The 19,807-nt window shown below is 59.6% G+C and carries 16 protein-coding genes; 8 read left to right on the forward strand and 8 right to left on the reverse strand.

Annotation, left to right across the window (positions count from 1 at the left end; translation table 11 throughout):
* Window positions 1–18: 18 nt before the first annotated feature.
* Window positions 19–168 carry a hypothetical protein gene (locus tag HGP17_RS31410; RefSeq protein WP_168815544.1) on the reverse strand — a complete coding sequence of 50 codons (150 nt, stop codon included), beginning with the start codon at window positions 166–168 and terminating at the stop codon, window positions 19–21.
* 171 nt (window positions 169–339) lie between these two features.
* Between HGP17_RS31410 and HGP17_RS31415 the strand changes: the two genes are divergently transcribed.
* The gene (locus HGP17_RS31415; protein WP_168815546.1) at window positions 340–996 is read left to right on the forward strand and encodes a TetR/AcrR family transcriptional regulator C-terminal domain-containing protein; all 657 of its coding nucleotides are present in this window, start codon (window positions 340–342) and stop codon (window positions 994–996) included.
* Here HGP17_RS31415 and HGP17_RS31420 read toward each other — a convergent pair.
* Together HGP17_RS31420 and HGP17_RS31425 are read right to left on the reverse strand one after the other, a co-directional pair.
* Window positions 968–2,647, reverse strand: coding sequence for an FAD-binding dehydrogenase (locus HGP17_RS31420; RefSeq protein ID WP_168815548.1), 1,680 nt, complete (start codon window positions 2,645–2,647; stop codon window positions 968–970). The two genes, HGP17_RS31415 and HGP17_RS31420, sit on opposite strands and share 29 nt — an antisense overlap.
* Before the next feature lie 174 nt (window positions 2,648–2,821).
* Complete coding sequence (locus tag HGP17_RS31425) at window positions 2,822–4,108, reverse strand: ROK family transcriptional regulator (RefSeq protein WP_168815550.1); 1,287 nt, start codon at window positions 4,106–4,108, stop codon at window positions 2,822–2,824.
* 640 nt (window positions 4,109–4,748) lie between these two features.
* On the opposite strand from HGP17_RS31425, the gene HGP17_RS31430 reads away from it, so the two are divergent.
* From HGP17_RS31430 to HGP17_RS31460, 7 genes are all read left to right on the forward strand, one after another.
* Window positions 4,749–5,750 (forward strand): ABC transporter ATP-binding protein, encoded by a 1,002-nt coding sequence (locus HGP17_RS31430; protein WP_168815584.1) that lies wholly within the window; start codon window positions 4,749–4,751, stop codon window positions 5,748–5,750.
* Window positions 5,751–5,762: 12 nt separating this feature from the next.
* Window positions 5,763–6,635, forward strand: coding sequence for an ABC transporter permease (locus tag HGP17_RS31435; protein WP_168815552.1), 873 nt, complete (start codon window positions 5,763–5,765; stop codon window positions 6,633–6,635).
* Window positions 6,632–7,441, forward strand: coding sequence for an ABC transporter permease (locus tag HGP17_RS31440; RefSeq protein ID WP_168815554.1), 810 nt, complete (start codon window positions 6,632–6,634; stop codon window positions 7,439–7,441). The genes HGP17_RS31435 and HGP17_RS31440 overlap by 4 nt, the downstream gene beginning before the upstream one ends.
* A 30-nt stretch (window positions 7,442–7,471) precedes the next feature.
* Complete coding sequence (locus HGP17_RS31445; protein ID WP_168815556.1) at window positions 7,472–8,518, forward strand: extracellular solute-binding protein; 1,047 nt, start codon at window positions 7,472–7,474, stop codon at window positions 8,516–8,518.
* 105 nt (window positions 8,519–8,623) lie between these two features.
* Window positions 8,624–10,600: a primary-amine oxidase gene (locus HGP17_RS31450; protein WP_246704303.1), complete on the forward strand. Its 1,977-nt coding sequence runs from the start codon at window positions 8,624–8,626 to the stop codon at window positions 10,598–10,600.
* An 87-nt stretch (window positions 10,601–10,687) separates the two neighbouring features.
* Entirely contained in the window at window positions 10,688–11,437 is a 750-nt protein-coding gene (locus HGP17_RS31455) for a DUF2182 domain-containing protein (protein WP_168815558.1), read from the forward strand.
* 120 nt (window positions 11,438–11,557) lie between these two features.
* On the forward strand, window positions 11,558–12,775 hold the full coding sequence (locus HGP17_RS31460; RefSeq protein WP_168815560.1) for an MFS transporter: 1,218 nt from the start codon (window positions 11,558–11,560) through the stop codon (window positions 12,773–12,775).
* A gap of 139 nt (window positions 12,776–12,914) precedes the next feature.
* Here the strand turns inward: HGP17_RS31460 and HGP17_RS31465 are convergent, their stop codons facing one another.
* From HGP17_RS31465 to HGP17_RS31485, 5 genes are all read right to left on the reverse strand, one after another.
* A complete protein-coding gene (locus HGP17_RS31465) occupies window positions 12,915–14,642 on the reverse strand; it encodes a GMC family oxidoreductase N-terminal domain-containing protein (RefSeq protein WP_168815562.1) in 1,728 nt (575 codons plus the stop codon).
* A gap of 59 nt (window positions 14,643–14,701) precedes the next feature.
* Window positions 14,702–15,850, reverse strand: a complete 1,149-nt coding sequence (locus HGP17_RS31470) for an ABC transporter substrate-binding protein (RefSeq protein WP_168815564.1) — start codon at window positions 15,848–15,850, stop codon at window positions 14,702–14,704.
* A 66-nt stretch (window positions 15,851–15,916) separates the two neighbouring features.
* The gene (locus HGP17_RS31475) at window positions 15,917–16,915 is read right to left on the reverse strand and encodes an ABC transporter permease (protein WP_246704304.1); all 999 of its coding nucleotides are present in this window, start codon (window positions 16,913–16,915) and stop codon (window positions 15,917–15,919) included.
* Window positions 16,912–17,901 (reverse strand): ABC transporter permease, encoded by a 990-nt coding sequence (locus HGP17_RS31480; RefSeq protein ID WP_246704305.1) that lies wholly within the window; start codon window positions 17,899–17,901, stop codon window positions 16,912–16,914. The genes HGP17_RS31475 and HGP17_RS31480 overlap by 4 nt, the downstream gene beginning before the upstream one ends.
* Complete coding sequence (locus HGP17_RS31485) at window positions 17,898–19,442, reverse strand: sugar ABC transporter ATP-binding protein (protein ID WP_168815566.1); 1,545 nt, start codon at window positions 19,440–19,442, stop codon at window positions 17,898–17,900. Before HGP17_RS31485 ends, HGP17_RS31480 begins: the two co-directional genes overlap by 4 nt.
* Window positions 19,443–19,807: the final 365 nt, after the last annotated feature.

Genomic DNA, 19,807 nt, shown 5'->3' on the forward strand with positions numbered 1-19,807 from the left:
CACTGAAATCGAGCCGAGCTAATGATGCTTGAAGTATTGCACCTCGCGCTCATGTTTTTCCGCCGCCTCACGGGTTTTGAACGTGCCAAGGTTTCTGCGTTTGTGGGTCTTCGGGTCGACCTTGCGGGAGTAGAGGCGATACTCGCCTGATTTGAGCTTGCGGATCATGGCGTTCTCCTTTTGCAAAAAAGGAGAACCGCTGCCGGCCCTGTCCGGTTCCCTGTAGCTGCGAAAGGCCTGGTGGCGGAAAACCAAGGGACTTGATATTTTTTTGGAAATTATATATTTTCCAAATTATGCATCGCGTTATGAAGAACAACAGAATGTTGGAATATCAGGATGGCTGAAGCGAAATCAACGGAGAAGCGGTCGAGAGGGCGGCCTCAGGTTCGCTGTGATGAGGATACGAAAGGCTTGATCATCGAGGCGGCGGATACGCAGTTTCGTGACAATGGCTATGCGGCCGCAAGCATCAGTGCGATCGCGCAGGCAGCCGGCGTTTCGACGAAGACGCTCTACAGGTTGTTTCCGACCAAGACGGATTTGTTTTCCAGCATCATCTCCGATCGCATTGGTCGCTTTCTCCTGGCAGTCGATCAATCGACACTCGCAACGATGGATTTGCGGTCCGGGTTGGAGCGCCTGCTGATAGCCTATGGCATGCTGACGATGTCGCCCGATACCGTCGATATCATGCGGCTCGTCATTGCAGAATCCGACCGCGTCCCGGAGATCGCGACAAGCTTTTACGAAAGGGCAATTGTTGGCTCCAATGTTGTCATCGAAAAATGGCTGACGAGGCAGTCCGAGCGTGGGCTGCTCAAGTTCGAGGATATTCATATGGCGTCGGGCATGCTGCGCGGAATGATGATCATGGAGCCTCAGCGCGCCGCCATTTTGCGCCAGCAAAAGCCGCCAGGCATCGAGGACATTGCCCAGCGTGCACGGATCTGCGCCGATATCTTTCTCAAGGGCTCTCAGGTCGCGGCGGTATAGAAAGTGCTCTCCCGGCCGCGCGGCCGGAGAAGATGCAGCCGCCCAGGAACGTTCCTTCAAGTGCGTTGTAGCCATGCACCCCGCCACCGCCGAAGCCCGCGACCTCGCCGGCCGCATAGAGGCCCGGAAACGGATGGCCGTCCGGGCGCATGACCTGCGAATCAAGGTTTGTCTCAATTCCGCCGAGTGTCTTGCGCGTGAGGATGTTGAGACGCACGGCAATGAGCGGACCATGTCTGGGGTCCAGCAATCGGTGTGGTTTGGCGATGCGCAATCGATCGCTGAAATAACGCCTCGCATTGGATATCGCCATCACTTGCGCGTCTTTGCTGTATGCGTTGTCGGTCGCGTGGTCGCGCGCCTGCAACTGGCGTTCGATATGGGTGAAATCCAGTTTTGGGCCGCGCGAAAGCTCATTCATGCCGGCGACCAGGTCCTGCAGATTGTCCCGCACCACAAAGTCGACGCCATTGCGCCGGAATGCCTCGATCGGCGCCGGAGCGGCCTTGGAAAACCGGCTCCGGAGCATCAGCATTATGTCCTTGCCGGTGATATCAGGGTTTTGCTCGGAGCCCGATAGCACGAACTCCTTGCCGAGGATCGTTTCGTTGAGGATGAACCAGGAATAGTCGTGGCCGGTGGAAAGGATGCGCCGGAGCGTTCCGAGCGTGTTGAACCCCGGAAAGTTGGGAGCCTCCATGCGGTCACCCTTGGCGTCGAGCCAGATCGAGGACGGTCCGGGAATGATCCGGATCGCATGATCGGGCCAGATTGGGCTCCAGTTGTGAATTCCTTCGACATAGTGCCACATGCGGTCGCGATTGACGACGTTGGCGCCAGCGTTTTCGGCAATCTGCAGCATTCGGCCGTCGACATGGGCGGGCACACCCGGGATCATGTGATCCGGCACCTTACCAAGCCGATCCGTTGGCCAGTTGCGACGGATCAATTCGAGATTATGGCCGATACCGCCGGTACTAAGTAAGACTGCCCTGGCGCGATGCTCGAAAGTGCCGATCCCCACACGAGGCGATTTGCGGCCGCGCTCAAGGCTGTCGCATGGCTCAAGCTGCGTGCCGCGCACACCGGCGACCGCGCTGTTTTCGACAATCAACTCATCCACCTGATGGCGAAAGGCGAAACGCACCAGCCCGCGCCGCTCGCCATCGAGCACGCGCTCGAGGAAGATGCGGACGAGTTCGGGGCCTGTTCCCCATGTCAGGTGAAATCGCGGCACCGAGTTGCCATGTCCGAGCGCATTGCCATCGCCGCGCTCCGCCCAACCGACGGTCGGAACGATCTTTAATCCCAGATCCTTGAGATATTGACGCTTTTCATAGGTCGCGAATTTGACATACGCCTCCGCCCAACGGCGCGGCCAGCGATCCTGATCATCCCGATCGAATTGCGCCGAACCCATCCAATCCTGGAATGCGAGTTCGTAGGAATCCTTGATGCGCAGGCGCCTTTGCTGCGGGCTGTCGACGAGAAACAAGCCGCCGAGCGACCAGAATGCCTGTCCGCCGAGATTTTTCCGATTTTCCTGATCGACGATCAGGACACGCCGTTCGGCTCTTATCAGCTCGTATGTTGCAACAAGCCCGGCAAGCCCCGCGCCGACAACGATGACATCGACTTCCGTGGCACTCATGAATCATCTCCCCCGTCCCGCGGGCTCCTCCTGCCCGCGCCCAACAAGTTGACACTCGCGCGCGCACTAATCCAGGGGTTGTTTCATCGCGCCTCGACGCGAATGCTGACGCAAGGAATTGGCTGTCGATTATTGAAACGCTGTTTCATTATAAGTCGGCTGAACGCCGGCTTTTCAGGACAAGGCCGAATCGATTCCCAGTGCCGTCAGTGCCGCGTTGGTCGGCATGGAGTTATTGCTTGTGGTGGCGCGCCAGGAGGCGCTGGAAGAACTGGGCTGCATGACGATGGCGATTGGCAGTGCAGCGGCGCCGAGCGCCGGCAGCTCGGCTGCGTGTTCGGCACGCATCAGGCGTGGATGGCTGCTGGAATGGCGGTGCGTCATGGTCGGCAATAGAGGATTGGCGGCGGCGATGATGCCATCCAGCAGTTCGCTCGGCAGGCCGCCGCCGATGACGATCGTATCGGGGTCGAACATCGCCTCGACATTGCGAATGGCTATGCGCAGATATTGGCCGGCCTCCTGCTGCCAGGCCAGCAATCGCGCGTCGTTGGCGCGGCAATAGGCAACCAGTTCCTCAATCGGCACTTCATCGGGCGTGCGGGTCGGGCCGCAAACGGTTTCGGCGGCCGAATAGAAGGAGACATATTGCTCCAGGCAGCCACGGCTGCCGCAAGGGCAGAGCCGGCCGCCAGGCTTGACGATCATGTGACCTATTTCACCGGCGCCGCCAAAAGCGCCGCGGTAATGATGACCGTCCATGACGAGGCCGCCGCCGACGCCGAGGTTGAAATGGAGATAGAAGAAATTGCGGGCGACGCGGCCAATGCCGTAGAGGCGCTCGCCGATGGCTGCAACTGTCGCATCGTTTTCGACGAAAGCCCGCACGCCTGTGGTTTCCTCCAGCGTTGCTGCAAGTGGAAACTTCGTCCACTCGTCGGCCTCCTGCACCTTGTCGTACCAGAAGGTCCCGTTTTCAACAGTGCCCGGCACGCTGCAGCCAATCCCCCAAACCTTGTCTCGTGTAATCCCGGACTTTTCCAGAAGCTTGTTTGACAGTGCGCCCAGCGCCTTTGCGATCACATGAGGCTCCCGATCGACCAGATCATGTGCCTCGCTGACGATCACGGTTCCCGTAAGGTCGACAAGCACCCCGGAAAGGCGGCGATAGGCAAGGTCGAGGCCGATCGTGTAGCCGCCAGTCGGATCGAGCGAGAGTTCGACGGCCGGCTGCCCGCGTTGCCCGACACGCTTGCCCTGCTGGCGGATCAGGCCGGCGACTTCCAGCTCAGAGGCAATATTGGAAATGGCCTGCACCGTCAGGCCGATCTCATTGGCCAGTTCCATGCGCGTGATCGGTCCGTTGCGACGGATCGCATCGAAGACGGCGCGTCGATTGAGGGCTCTGGTTTGCGCGAGATTGGTGCCCGGCATTGCGCCGTCGCGATCTGTAGGGGGCATGCTTGTTCTCTCATGAAGTTCTGTTGCAAGATATTCAAAAACCGTTTAATTAAAAAGTGTTGTGTTATTGCCTGCGACTGCCCATTGACGGCGTCTTTTCAGGCAAGCAGGCAAAGAAGCGGCTGAGGAGATGCGGGGATCTCCAAGGACGGAAAATATCGGCGCAACCGCTAGCGGGCCGGCGGTTGCGTCAACGACAAGCACGACAAGACATGCATGCGAATTTCGTGAGGGGGCGGAGGTGTCTCATAGGTCGTACGAACTAAAAATATATGTAACTATATAGTTATATATTGACCAGAATTGTGTTGCCGCGTTGTCCCGGCAAGCCACCGGCGATGGTGGGAAATTGTTGCGATGCAGATCTTCCGTTTGTGTGATAGCGGAGGGAGAATTGCCTTGTGCCTTATCTGCATATTATTAATATAAAACAGCAGTTTATGACTATTTCTAAGTCATTTCAACTGCTTGGGCAACGGCGCCCAGACGCAACAATGTCGCGTGAAAAATCCGTACTCGATGATCCAGGTAATTTTTGAATTTCGCGTCGGCGATGCCGCTTGACAGGAGAATTTCGCCGCTGTTAGCTATTCACCAAATAGTTATTTAAGAAAAAATGAGGGGCTTAGACGTGCGGGCTATGATCGACATCGAGGGGGTCTCGAAATCCTTCTCCACGAAGGCCACCGGCCTCGTCACGGCCCTGAATACGGTGGATCTCTCCATTCGCGACAACGAGTTCTTTACGTTGCTCGGCCCGTCCGGCTGCGGAAAGACGACTTTGCTGCGTCTGATTGGCGGCTTTGAGGCACCAACCACCGGCAGAATCCGTATCGGCGATATCGACGCGGCGTCGTTGCCGCCGCAGAAGCGTCCGGTCAACACGGTTTTCCAGAGCTATGCCCTGTTCCCGCATATGACGATTGCCGAGAACGTCGCCTTCGGTCTGGAGATGCGCAAGGTGCCGAAAGCCGAGATCGGACTGCGGGTGCGCGAAGCGTTGGGCATGGTGCGGCTTGAGAACTATGCATCCCGCAGTCCGCGACAGCTCTCCGGCGGCCAGCAGCAGCGTGTGGCGCTTGCGCGGGCACTTGCTCCACGTCCGAAGGTGCTGCTGCTCGACGAGCCGCTATCGGCGCTCGATCTGAAGCTTCGCAAGGAAATGCAATCGGAGTTGAAGCGCCTACAGCGCGAGACCGGCATCACGTTCATTCTGGTCACGCACGACCAGGAAGAAGCGCTCGCAATGTCGGACCGGATCGCCGTCATGTCGGCGGGCAACGTGTTGCAGGTCGGCGAGCCGCGGGAAATCTACGACAATCCGGAAAGCCGCTTCGTGGCCGATTTCATTGGCGAGTCCAATGTCATTCCAGGTCCCGTTCTCGGACGTGATCCGACGATCATGATCGCGGTCCGGCCGGAGCGCGTCGCCGTTTCGCCAGCCGTCAATGCAGGACAGGGGCGTGCTCGGGGCACGATTGCCTCGATCACCTTCCTTGGTCTCGACACGCTTTACGAGGTCACGCTCGATGGCGGCAGCAAGTTGCGCAGCCGTTGCCGCGATGCCGAACCGTCGCTGACCACTGGCCAGGCCGTGGTCGTCGATTGGCCGAGTGGCGTCGAACGCCACCTGCCGAATTGAGGGGGTGCACTTATGAATGAAAATCGCACTCTGGCTCTCATTGCCCCGGCTTTCCTGGTCATTGGCGTCTTCATGGTGCTGCCGCTGATCATTGCCATCGTCTATTCGTTCATGACCGCCAATCCCTACGGCGGCGTCACCATGCCGCTGACCTTCGACGCCTATGTGCAGTTTCTGTTCCAGCGGGACTTCGACGACAGTCTCATCTTCTCGTGGAGCTATGTGATCATCATCCTGCGCTCCATCTATCTCGCTGCTGCGACGACAATCCTCTGTCTGGCGCTCGGTCTGCCGGTAGCCTGGTTCATCGTGTGCCAGTCGCCGGAGCGGCGGCGCATTCTTCTGTTCTTCGTGACGCTGCCGTTCTGGATCAATACGCTGATCCGCACCTATTGCTGGGTGCTCATCCTGCGCGATGAAGGGCTGGCGAATGGTTTCCTGAAGTCGCTGGGTGTGATTAACGGCCCATTGCCGCTCCTTTATAACGACGGCTCGATCCTGCTGGGACTGGTCTATACCTTTCTTCCGTTCATGATCCTGCCTGTCTACTCGACGTTGGAACGGATCGATCCACGATTGATCGAGGTGGCCTACGACCTCTATGCCAATCGCTACGCGGTTTTCCGCCGCGTTATCTGGCCTCTGGCGAAGCCGGGTGCACTGGTGGGTGCAAGCATTGTCTTTGCACCTGCACTTGGTTCATTCCTCGCGCCGGACCTGCTTGGCGGAGGCAAGAAACTGCTGATCGGAAGCCTCGTGCAGATGCAGTTCACGACGTCGCGAAACTGGCCATTCGGTGCGGCACTGTCGATCGTCGTGACGGTCGGTGTTCTGCTGATTTTTCTTGCGCGTGCCCGCAAGGTTCCGGAGGAGGGCCGCTCATGAAAGCCGCGAGACCTTTCGATTGGCGCCATACGCCGGGGCTATCGACGTTCACCGCAATCATCATGCTGTTTTTCTACGCGCCGCTGCTGATCCTGGTGATCTATTCGTTCAACGCCAATCAGCTGGTGACGGTCTGGAGCGGCTTCAGCCTGCATTGGTTTGCCGATGTTGCCGCCAACGCCGATATTCGCCGCGCCGCCGTCAACAGCATCATTATCGCCATTGCCGCAACCATCGCCTCAACGGTGATTGCAACGGCCGGCGCGCTCGCACTCGAGCGCGGCAAGCTGCGGTTCGGCCGCGCGACAGTCACCGCGATGATTGCGTTGCCGCTGATCGTGCCGGAGATCATCGTGGCGATCATGACGCTGATCTTTTTCTCGATGGTCGGCATGCATAATGGTCTGGTCAACCTCATTATCGCTCATACCGTCTTCTGTATTCCGTTTGCGTTGCTGCCGGTTCAGGCTCGGCTGCGTGATATGGGCGGCGCGCTCGAAGAGGCGGCACGCGATCTCTACGCCAGCGAATGGCAGCTTTTCCGGCGCGTCACGCTGCCGCTGCTGATGCCGGCGATTTCGGCGGGAGCGTTGATGGCCTTCGTCGTGTCGCTCGACGATTTCTTGATCAGCCTGATGGTGTCCGGAGCCGGCTCCACGACGCTGCCCGTCTATGTCTACGGCATGATGCGGCTCGGCGTCACGCCGGAGGTCAATGCCATCTCCACCATCCTGCTTGCGGTTTCTCTGGTCTTCGTCACGGCATCGCTGCTCATCGGACGACGAAGTCAGAAGGCAGAACAATAATCTCTAGGCAAAAATAACAGAGAGGGAACCATGACCAAAATGAATAAAATGCTTTTGAGTGCCAGCCTACTCGCGAGTGCTGCCTGCGCTGTGCCGCATGCGGCTTTCGCCGATGCCGGCGTCCTGCATATCTACAATTGGACCGACTACACCTCGGACGAGATGGTCAAGAAATTCGAGGCGGAAACCGGCATCAAGGTGACGATCGACACCTATGATTCCAACGAGACCGCACTCGCCAAGATCAGCTCGGGCGCATCCGGCTATGACGTGATGATCATCAGCAACGACTTCGTGCCGATTTTCGTCAATCAGGGCCTTCTGCAGGATGTCGGTGTCGCGTCCATGCCGAACTTCAAGAATCTCGATCCGAAATGGCAGAAGCGACCGTGGGATGCGGACGCGAAATACTCCGTTCCGTGGGTATGGGGCACCACCTCCTATTCTGTCGATACCGCCATCTACAAGGGGCCGACCGACAGCCTGAAGGCCTTGTTCGAGCCCTCGGACGATCTCAAGGGCAAGATCGGTATGTTCGGTTCGCCAAGCGAGGTCATGTCGCTGGCGCTGCTCTACATGGGCAAGGACCAGTGCAATTCCAATCCCGCTGATCTGAAGAAGCTGAACGCCTTGCTTCAGGCGCAGAAGCCCTTCGTGAAGGTCTATAATTCGGATGGGACGACGGAGCGCCAGGTCTCCGGTGAAACCGTCATGCACGAACAATGGTCCGGCAAGGCGCTCGCTGCACGCCAGCAGAAGTCGACGATCAAATACGTCTTCCCCAAGGAAGGCGTTATCGGCTGGATGGACAATGTCGCCGTGCCGAAGGGCGCGCCCGATCTGGAGAACGCCAAGAAGTTCCTGAACTTCCTGATGGACCCGGAAAACATCGCTCTCCAGCAGAAGTCGACCGGCTATCAGAGTGCAGTCGCCGGCTCGAACAAATACCTGCCACCGGAAGTGGGCAATTCGCCGGAGTTCAACCCTCCCTCCGACCTCAAGATCGTCTTTGCGCCCTCCTGCCCGGAAAAGGCGACGCGCGCCTATGACCGGATCTGGACCGACCTGCGCCAGTGACACCGACCATCGCACAGGCCGCGCGAGGCGGCCTGTCGACCAAGACCGACCTCGACGGATGATCGCCAACCGATTGTCCGTCGAACCAGAATAGGGAACACAACCATGAACCAGACCGTCCACGCCGCCTCGATGCAAGCGGGCGCCGCGGCACCGCCGCCGCCAAGCTATCTGCAGGCGCTTTCGCCGCTGACTGCGGATGAGATCCGCGTCGTTGCCGAAGTCATCAACGCGGACCCTGAACTGGGGCAAGAAGCGCTCTTCGAGAACATCGATCTTCGCGAACCCACGCCCGCCGAATATCGCGCGCATCTCGAAGGCAAGTCGCTGCCGCGCGAGGCGCGCGTCAACGTCAATCATCTCGACAAGCCGGGCGTCTGGCAGCTGATCGTGTCCCTCGCCGATAGATCGATTACCGGCCACAAGCATTTCCCAACGGCGCGCGCCGGCTTCATGGTCGAACAGATGCTGAGCGTCGAGGTTAACGTCAAAAATGACCCGCGCTTCATCGAAGCCTGCCGCAAGCGTGGCATCGAGGACATGACCGGCGTCATCGTCGATTCTTGGTCGGGCGGCAATTTCGGCCACAAGGATGAAGAAGGGCGCCTGATCTCGCACACCTTCTCGTGGCTGCGCGTTCATGAATTCGGAAACTATTATGCGCATCCGATCGAGGGCCTGAATGCCGTCATCGATGTGAAGACCGGCGAGGTCTTGCGCGTTGACGATCATCCCGATCATCCACCGATCCCGATGACGCGCTACGATTACGACCCGGAGTTTCTCCCAGCCCCCCCGGCTCCGTTGAAAACGCTCGATGTTGTTCAGCCGGAAGGCGTGAGCTTCACCATCGATGGCCATGCGATTTCCTGGGACAAATGGACACTGGCAATCGGCTTTACGCCACGCGAAGGCCTTGTGCTGCATGATATCCGTTATGACGGCCGCTCGGTCGTTCGCCGGGCTGCGATTGCCGAACTCGTCGTACCCTACGGTTCGCCGCTCTTCGGCCATGCCCGCCAGAACATCTTCGATGTCGGCGAATATGGCTTCGGCAAGCTGACCAATTCCCTGAAGCTCGGTTGCGATTGCCTCGGTACGATCCACTATCTCGATGCGCATGTGAATGGCATCAAGGGTGAAGCGGTGACCATCGAGAAAGCAGTCTGCATCCATGAAGAGGATACGGGCATCCTTTGGAAGCATTGGGATTTCCGCACCGGCCGCACTGTTTTGAAGCGGGGCCGGAAGCTGGTCATCTCCTCCATCTGCACGGTCGGCAACTACGAATATGCGCAGTATTGGTATCTGGACCAGGCCGGTGAAATCGAATTCGAAATGAAGGCGACCGGCATCGTCAATACCAATGCATGCCATCCGGGCCAGCCCGATAAATACTCGGTCGAGATCCAGCCGGGTCTTGGTGCGCCGATCCATCAGCATATTTTCTGCGCGCGCCTGGATATGGCAGTCGATGGTTCGGGCAACAGTGTTGTCGAGACCAATTCCTACATGGAGCCGACGAGCGGCACGAATCCTTACGGCAATGCTTTTTATGCCGAGGATACCGTGCTCAAGACGGAGCTTGCCGCCGCGCGCAGGGCAGACCTTTCGACGCATCGCAGCTGGAAGGTGGTCAACCCCAACAAGCTCAATCATGTCGGCAAGCCGGTCGGATACAAGCTGCATGCGCCGAATTGCGTGACGCCGATGATTCAGGATGACGGCGCCTCCGGCACGCGCTCGAATTTCATCCGCAACCATATCTGGGTCACGCCGTTCAATGAAAACGAGCGTTATCCGGCCGGCGAATTCGTGGCGAACTCCGACGGTTTGGATGGGCTGGCCGAGATCGTCAAGCAGGATCGCCCGGTCGAAAATACCGACATCGTGCTCTGGCATTCCTTCGGTCTGCACCATGTCGTGCGACCTGAGGACTTCCCGGTGCAGCCCTGCATTTCCTGTGGCTTCTCGCTGGCGCCGGTCGGGTTCTTCGAGATGAACCCATCGAACAACCTGCCGGATACGATCAACAAGGCAAGCGTTCTTGCGGGCGATGCTTCGAAAGGATGCTGCTGCTGATCTCCTCAAAAAAGGCAGCAGCTCACATGGCGGCTTCGCAGGTCGAGGCCGCCATGTGCTCCGATCAACGGTCAGGCAGAGCTTGAGATGAGTTCAACGATCATGCTTCGCGATGCGCAGATGCAGACGATCCTTCTCGGGATCGCGCTTGCGAGCGCGGCATGCTGGTGGCTTCTCGTGTCGATCATGCCGATCGCGGGTGACGTCATTTGCGCCGGCGGCGGTATCGGTTCGACTATTCCTGCCTGGAGCGTGGACAGAGCCATCAGTCTCCTTGTCATGTGGGTCGTAATGACGCCTGCCATGATGCTTCCCGGTGCGACCCTTGCAATCGTGCAGGCGTCTTGGGATCATCGAGGCGACGCAAGGACCTATGCAAGGGCGGGAGTCTTTACCGCCGGATATCTTCTCTTTCTGTTGGTCGGCGGCATTGGCGCGGCACTGGCGCAATGGTCTCTTGAGTCCGCGAATCTCCTGACGCGCGGAGCAGCCCTTCTTATTCCTGTATCGAGCGGTTTTCTGCTTGTGGCGGCGGGCTTTTATCAGCTCCTGCCGTTCAAGCCCGCGCCGAAATTGCCTTGTGTCGGTGCTGGCCGCTGCATTGGCCCGAGAGTGTCTCTCATGGATGGGGTTCGCCATGGCCGGGCCTGTTCGGGTTGCTGTGTCGGCATGATTTGCCTGCAATTTGCCGGTGGTGTCATGAATGTCGGCTGGATGGCCTTCCTCACCGCGTGGATGCTGGCGGCAGCGATTTTACCATGGAAAAAGCACGTTTCGGTCATGGCAGGGGTTGCGTTGCTCGTGGCTGGCGGTGTTACGATGGGCATCGTTCCCTGAACTGCGTCACATTGACGTGACTTTCCCTTTTAAGTCGTGCGCTTATGCCGACAACAGCCCGAAAGCGCTTCGCATTTCTTCGGGATCATGCTCATGTCGGTGCCGACTTCGGAGATCATCATGCAACATAACGGATCGTCAGCGACCGCAAGTGTCGATCAGGAGCCTCCGCGCGCCTTCGTCACACTCGTTGCCATCGCCACGGGCGCGCTTGTCGCCAATCTTTACTATGCGCAGCCGCTGGTCGCCTCCATCGGTGCCGAACTCGGCATCAGCGACCGCATGGCGGGCTCGATCACCAGCATCACGCAGATCGGTTATGGCGCCGGTCTTTTTCTGTTGGTATCGCTCGCCGATATTGTTGAGAACAGGCGGCTGGTGCTGACGACGCTGTCGCTCACCATCGTGGCTTTGATTGCAGCAGCCGTATCAACGGTTGCCGTCCCCTTCTTAATTGCATCCTTCGTGGTCGGTGTCTGCTCGACGGGCGCGCAGGTGCTGATCCCCTTCGTTTCGCATCTGGTGCCACCCGAGCGCCGTGGCCGTACCGTCGGCAACATCATGGCTGGCTTGCTGACGGGCATTATGCTGGCCCGACCCGCGTCGCTCTTCATTGCCGCAAGTCTTGGCTGGCGTGCCGTCTTCTGGGGCTCGGCTGTGCTGATGGTGCTGATCCTCGTCGCATTGGTGCGCATGATGCCGAAACATGCCGCCAAGGGTCGGATGAAATATAGCCAGATCCTTGGCTCAATGGCGGGTCTGTGGTTGACGATACCGGCGCTGCGCTGGCGAGCTGCCTTTCAATTCTTGATGTTTGCGGCCTTCAACATGTTCTGGACGGCGGCGCCCCTTATGCTTGCGGAACAGCTGGGCCTCAGCCAACGCGCTATCGGGTTCTTCGCGCTTGCCGGTGCCGGCGGCGCCCTGGCGGCCCCGCTTGCCGGGCGGCTTGCCGATCGCGGCCATTCGAAAATGGTGACCTTGGGCTCGATGCTGCTGGTCGGTGTCGGCTTCCTGGCAACGGGTTGGGCAGCGGCGATATCGAGCGTGGTTGGCCTTGCAATCCTCGCCTTCCTTCTCGACGCCGGTGTGCAGGGCAATCAGGTGGTCAGCCAGCGCATCATTTTTTCCGCCGCCGGGCAAGAAAATCGCGGCCGTATCAATGCGCTGTACATGACCGTGACATTCGCTGGCGGCGCTTTGGGTTCATTGCTCGGGACGGTGACCTATCAGTGGGGTGGATGGTCGACTTCCGCCCTGGCGGGTGGCTTGCTCGGCGTGTTGTTGATCGTTCTTTTTGCCCTGCAGCAGGTCTCGGCATCCCGTCATCCGGCTTGATCGCCGGATGGTCTTATCGACGCGTGATGATGTGAAAGCGGCTCAGTTTTCACGGAAACTTCGAACCGCTTATGTCTTTGCTTCCGGCAATTCCGGAAGGAAGCCGCCAGACGCCTTTCCTGGAATTGCCCTATCCCTATCAGGCAGACGGCGAGGAGGCATTCTGCCGCGCAGCCTTGATATCGTCGGCAATTTTCTCCGCCATCATGATAACAGGCGTATTCGTGTTGGCGCGCGGGATGGTCGGCATCAGTGAGGCGTCGCAGATGCGCAGACCGGCAACGCCATAGACTTCGCCGCTGCCGTTGGTGACGGCCGAGGGATCGCTCTCCGCGCCCATCTTGCAGGTTCCCGAGGCATGCCAGACACCGCCGACAGCGCCGCTGACGAACGCGGTCAAGGCTTTGTCGTCGGCAAGCAGATCCGTCATCTTGATGCCGAGCGTCACCACCGAGTGGATAAGCCAAGGGCGTAGCGCGTAGGAATGGTCGAGCATTGCGCCGAACAAGCCGCGTTGGATTTGATTGGCCATGCCAGGTCCTGCGAGCTTTGCGACACGCGGCGAATAGCTGGTGGGAAATACCGTTCCGCGATGGCCGTCCAAGCGCTTGTCGAGCAATGTTTCGGCACCGAGACGGAAGGCTGATTTCAGCCGCTCCAGGTCGCGTTCGTCGGAGAGCATGCGAAAATCAACAAGTGGCTCCTCGCGTGCATCGGTGCTTTTCAACTGAACGTATCCGCGCGAATAGGCCTTGTTGACCCAGATGAACAACGTGCCGACCCGCTGGCCGACGCTGTGCCAGCCCGATCGCGCGATGATGGCGGCGTGCATGTCTCCCTCGGGCGCGTTGCCGAGGCCCGACGAGAAGCGAAGGATGGCGTGATCGTGATGCTCGTCCAGATCCCGCAACCGCGATTGCGGCGGCAGATAAGTGGAGACGGCCGTCGAGGGATGTTCCATCAGATTGCGGCCGATTCCGGCCTTGTCGAAGGCGACGGCGATGCCGAGCTTGTTCAACTGCTCGGCCGGGCCGATGCCGCTGCGCATCAATAGTGCCGGCGTATGAATGGCGCCGCAGCTGACGATGGTCTCGTTGGCCGTGAAGGTCTCCGTCCGTGAACGGTCACGAGCATCAGAGATGACCGCACCGGTCACGCGCCCGGCTTCCAGCAGCAGTTTGTCGGCAAAACGGTCGGTCAGAATGCGCAGGTTTGGCCGCGCCCTCACGTCCGGAGACAGGTAGGCGACGGAGGTGGGCACGCGCTCGCCCTTGTCGCTGACGGCGATGGCGCCGACATAAATCCCGTCTTTCCATTCGCCGTTCTGATCCGGTCGGCGCTGATGGCCGCGAGCGGCCATAGTGTCGATGACGTTCTTGACAAAAGGCGACATCCTGTCCGGCTTGATGCGGCGGATCGGAATGGGGCCATCCTGCCCATGATAGTCGTCGTTGAAATCGAAATCGTGTTCCAGCTTGCGGAAGTAGGGCAGGGCGGTTTCCCAGGACCACCCTTTGGCGCCTTCGGCACCCCATTCGTCATAGTCGCCGGGGGCCCCGCGATTGGCAACCATGGCGTTGACGGCAGAGCCGCCACCAAGCACGCGGCCCTGCTCATATCGGCGTGGGCTTCGGCCGGCAGTCTCACCCTTCGGCGCGCCGATATAGGCCTTGAGATCCGCCCAGATGTTTCCTTCGTCGATATAGGCGCGTCCGGGATAGCGGCTGCGGATATTGTCAGGAAGGCTGCCGGCCGCAATATTGCGACCGGCTTCGATGAGAACGACCTGTACGCTTGGATTTTCAGAAAGGCGGGCAGCCAGAACGCAGCCAGCGCTGCCGCCACCGAGAATAAGATAATCGATCATGAAATGCGTCCTATCACTATCGGCATAAAGGTCGTTGTGTGGTCAGTGCATGGAGGGGATCAGGGCTTACCGCCGAACCGCTCCGGATAGCCCGGCAAGTCTTCGCAACCGCACAGCGCATAATGCAGCGGCGGCATTTTCAGGTTCACATAGTGATCGAGGTTCTCGTTGGTGATAACGGGTTGCGGCAGCACCCATTTCGGTCCGGGAACCTGCTTGCCATCGAGGATCTTTACGGCTGCCTGCAGTGCGGTGCGCCACTGATAGGCCGGATAGGTCGGGGCAATGCCCTTGAAGCCGGTATTCTTCCACTTCTGCAGATAGTCTTCCTGGTCTTCACCGGTGATGATCGGATAAGGCTGGCTGGCATCCTCGAAGGCTTCCGCCACGGCGACTGACATGGCGCCGAGGTCGACCCAGACCGCATCGAGCTGGCCAAGGCGGCTGAGATAGTCAGACACGACCGCCTTGGTCTTGGCGTTGTCGCCGCCGGTGAATTCGCTGCCGACTGGCGTGATACCGGCGGCCTTGAAGATGCGCATGGCGGCATCCGAGCGGGTTTCGAACAGGTCGACACCGGGCGCAGTGCGCAGCATCAATACCTTGCCGCCCTTCGGCATGTTATCGGCGATGTATTGCGCGCCAGCTATGCCCCATGCGTTGCCGCCGATGCTGCTGATCGAGGTGACGGGGCAGCTCGTGTTGACACTGCGGTCAAAAACGACGACCGGCATGGTCTTGCAAGCTTCTTCGACCACCGGCGTCAGAGCGTTCGATGTGGTCGGGGATACGATCAGCGCATCGCACTGGCCGCTGTTGATGAAGGCGCGAATGTCGGAAATCTGTTTGTCATCGCTGTCCTTGGCGTCGGCATATTGCAGCGAGGCGACCGAGCTTTTTTCAGCGTCAGCTTCCGCTTGCATCACCTTCCAGCCGACGACACGCCAGGGATTGCTGACGCTGGCGTTGGAAAAGCAAAGCTTGTGCGGGCCGGCCTTCTTGTATTTGGACGTATCGACCAGACCGCCGCCGATATATTGCTCCCATGGCTTGTCTGCCGGGCCGGTCGGCGTTGCTTTCAGCAGCGCCTGTTCGGTCGTGAAGGCATCATCCGCCTTGGCTTGCGGGGCATAAAGTGCCACCGATGTCGACAGCAGGCACAGGCTTATGCCGATGGAAAAAGGTTTCGTCGCGTTGAATGCTCTCATTTTATCCTCCCAATGTTGAACCGGCGCAAAGCCGGTACCACGCCTCTTCCCAAGGAGGCGCAATTCTCAATTCGCCATTTGCCGTCGCGAGGTGATCGCGGCCGCGACGATCAAAATGATGCCCTGCACCGCCACGCGCATCGGCTCGGGAAAGCCGATGAGGTTGAGCAGTGTGAACAGCGCGTAGAGTGAAAGCGCGCCGACGGCGGCGCCGAAAATGCTGCCGCGGCCGCCAAGGAGAACGATGCCGCCGATGACGGCTGCAGATGTTCCCTGCAACTCGAGGCCGGTGCCGACATCGACCGAAACACCTGAAAATCCGCCGAGCAGAATGCCGGCGATAACCGCCGACAGTGATGAGATCACGAATGCGGCAAACCGGATCGGCCGCACCGGCGCGCCGGCAAGTTCGGCCGCACGCGGGTTGTCACCGACCATCGTCAGCAGTTTGCCGTATTGCGTGGCGTGCAGCAGGAAGGCGAGCACGGCTAGAACGACGATGAGGACGATGACGGCCACAGGCAGCCCGCCAACGATCGGCACGGGCCGAATGACCAGGCGGCCGAACATGCGCAGATTATCGGGCAGATAGCCCTGCGGCGCACCGCCGGACCACATCATCGCCGCGCCTTTGACCGAAAGAAGCGCGCCAAGCGTGGCGATGATAGACGGAACCTTGAGGTAGGACACGACGAAGCCGTTGACCGCGCCAACGAAAAAGCCAAGTGCGACGGCAATGCCGATTGCCTCCGCCGTCAGTGCGGCGTCACCGCCGGTAATTATTGCACAGGCGATCACGACGAGCGTCACGAGTGATCCCTGGGCAAGATCGAAGCCACCGGAGATCAGCACGAAAGCCTGGCCGCAGGTGAGAATGACCAGGGGGGCCGCGCGCTGCAGCAGGCTCATCATGCCTGCCGGGGTGCGGTAGAGCGGGCTGAGAATCGCGATCCCCACCAGCAGAACGAGAAGCATGATCAGAGCGGGGTTGACCCGCCGTATGGACGCCAGCATGGGAAACCGCCCCTGTGGAATGTTGAGCCGGGCAACGCGGGACGACATCATGCAATGTGCCCTTTCTGCCTGACGCTGTGATAGGCGACGGCGAGCACGACGACGGCGCCGCGCAGAACCTGCCCAAGGAACGGATCGATCTGCAACATGTTGAAGACGGCATCGATGGTGGCAAAGAGGAAGACGCCGGCAAGTGTGCCGCCGACGCCGCCCTTGCCGCCGGCAAGCAGCGTGCCGCCGATGACGACGACCGCGATCGAGTCGAGGTCGTAGCCGCCGTTACGGCCGAGCCAGGGGTTGGCAGTTCCAAGCCTGCTTGCCAGATAAAGGCCGGCAACGGCGGCACATGCGCCCGAAACGACGTGAGCCGCAAGCACCACACGGTCCGTGCGAATGCCGGCAAGGCGAGCGCTGATGGGATTGCCGCCGACACTATAAACGCGGGCACCGGCGATGGTGCGACGAAGAACGAAGGCTGCGATCATGCCGATTGCCGCCAGAAGCAGCAGAGCATAGGGAACCTCGCCGAGGGAACCATAGGCCAACGTTCGGTAGTCGGTAGGCGCGTTTGCCTGCATCGTTCCGTAAGTGGTCGCCAGAATGCCTTGAAGGATCATGCCGACGCCGAGGGTTGCAATCAGTGGGTTGACCTTCATCAGCGTCACCAGGAGCCCGTTGATGGCGCCTACGAGAATGCCCGCCAGCATTGCGGCGAGGATGCCGAGCCAGATCAATCCGGGGTCGCCCTGCATGACGAAGGTCGCGATGATCGCTCCGAGGCTGATGAGATGCGCCACCGAAAGGTCGATCGAACCGACGAGAATGACGAAGGTCTGGCCGATCGCGACGACACCCAGCGCCACCATGCGCTGCAGCAGGCCCGCAACGCCGTCCCAATTCAGCTGGGCGATCTGGCCAGTAATCAATGCGACGATGGCATAGGCAAGGGCCGATCCGACGACCAGGACAAGCGGGAGCGCCGCCTCCCGCATCTTGCCTTTCGCGATCCGATCGCGTCCGATTGATACATCGCTCATGATGCGGCTCTCGCCTGATGTGAAAGGACCGCATGCTTCATAATGTCTTCCTCGCTGGCTCCGGCCGGACATTCCGCGGCGATCCGCCCTTCGCTCATCACCAGAATGCGGTCGCTGAGGCCGATGACTTCCGCAAGATCGGAGCTGACGACCAAGACGCTGCCGCCGGCGTCAGCGAAGGATCGCAAAATCGAATAGATGGTGGATTTGGCGCCGACATCGACGCCACGAGTGGGTTCGCAGAGCACCCAGAGCCGTGGATTGACGGCAAGCCAGCGGGCCACCACCACCTTCTGCTGGTTGCCGCCCGACAGGGCTCCGACGGGCATGGTGTGATTGGCTGCCCTGACGTCGAGCTGGCGTAACAGCTGATCAAGCAACGGGGCGGCGCAACCGCCATGGGAGACCAGCGACAGCGACGGCGACAATGCGCGCCGGGTCAAAGCCGCATTTTCCCGTAAGGACTGGCGAAGCCCGAGACCTTCGCTTTTGCGATCGTCGGGAACATAGGCAATCTTCCGGCGAACCGCTTCGCGAGGACTGGATGCCGCGCCCTTGCCGTCCCAGACCTCGATCGTTCCGGCATCGAACGGCTCGTCACCGGTGATTGCGCGGGCAAGAGCCGTTTTACCCGAACCTTCAAGACCGGCTACGCCGACGATTTCGCCGGATTTCAGGGTCAGTGTTACGTCGCGCAGATGCCGGTTTCGCCCGGCTTTGACCGAGAAAACCTGTTCGCCGGCTTCAGCGCCGGAGCGCGTGGGGAAAAGTGCGCCGATCTCGCGGCCAACCATGAGGCGGACGACGGCGTCGGAATCCGTCTCGTTTCTCGGCAGATCGCCGACGAGCCGCCCATCCTTGATGACACAGATGCGATCGGCGAGCGCGAAGACCTCACCCATCCGGTGCGAGATGTAGAGAATGGACGCGCCATTACGCCGCAACTCTTCGATCAGCTGGAAGAGCTTTGCCGCTTCGGCATTGTCGAGAGCGGCGGTGGGTTCATCGAAAACTAGGATGCGCGCGTCGAGCGTCAACGCCTTGGCGATTTCCACCACCTGCTGATCGGCAATCGGCAGCGCGCCGGCGCGGACATCCGGGTCGATGTTTGATTGCAGGCGCGCAAGCGCGGCGAGGGCTGCCTGGCGCATGCGTTTGTGGTCGACGATGCCGAAGCGCGTCGGTTCACGCCCGAGGAAGATGTTCTGCGCAACAGTGCGATGCGGCAGAAGGCTAAGCTCCTGGTGAATGATCGCGACGCCTTCGCGCTGGCTGTCGAGCGGGTGCCTGAGGTGTACGGGCTTGCCGTCTATGTGGATTTCGCCCCCATCCGGTCGGTAGAAGCCCGCGAGGATTTTCATCAATGTGGATTTGCCTGCGCCATTCTCACCGCAGACCGCAAGCACTTCGCCGGCCCGGCAGCTCAACGAGATGCCGTCAAGCACGGTAACCGCGCCAAAACGCTTTGAAATGTCGCGCATATCAAGACGCGGCTTAAGGTTTGTTTTCTCGCGCACGCCTGTTTTGGCCGTCGTCTCCATCCATGCTTCCTCCAAAGCATCCGATCGGCTCGCAGCTTTTCCAGAAGGCGCAACATCAAATCTGGAGAATGATGTAACCGATCAGTTACTAGAATGCATAAGCTCCAAAAGACTGTCAAGTGGCGCGAAATGGGCGGCGAATTGATTAGTATTCGCTGCTGGACACGCGGATATCGACGCAGCCTGGCGTTTTTTCGCAAGTGCTCAGCAATCCTGGATACATGCTTCTGTTTGGCTGCGCTGAATGGCGTTGACAGTGGTGAGTTGGCGTGTCAGTTATGTAACTATATAGTTATTTACGGGAGGAATGACACAATGGCGACAAGGCCGATCGGCATCATCATGCACGGCATCACCGGACGCAT

Source organism: Rhizobium sp. P38BS-XIX (assembly GCF_012641435.1).
Classification (GTDB): Bacteria; Pseudomonadota; Alphaproteobacteria; order Rhizobiales; family Rhizobiaceae; genus Rhizobium.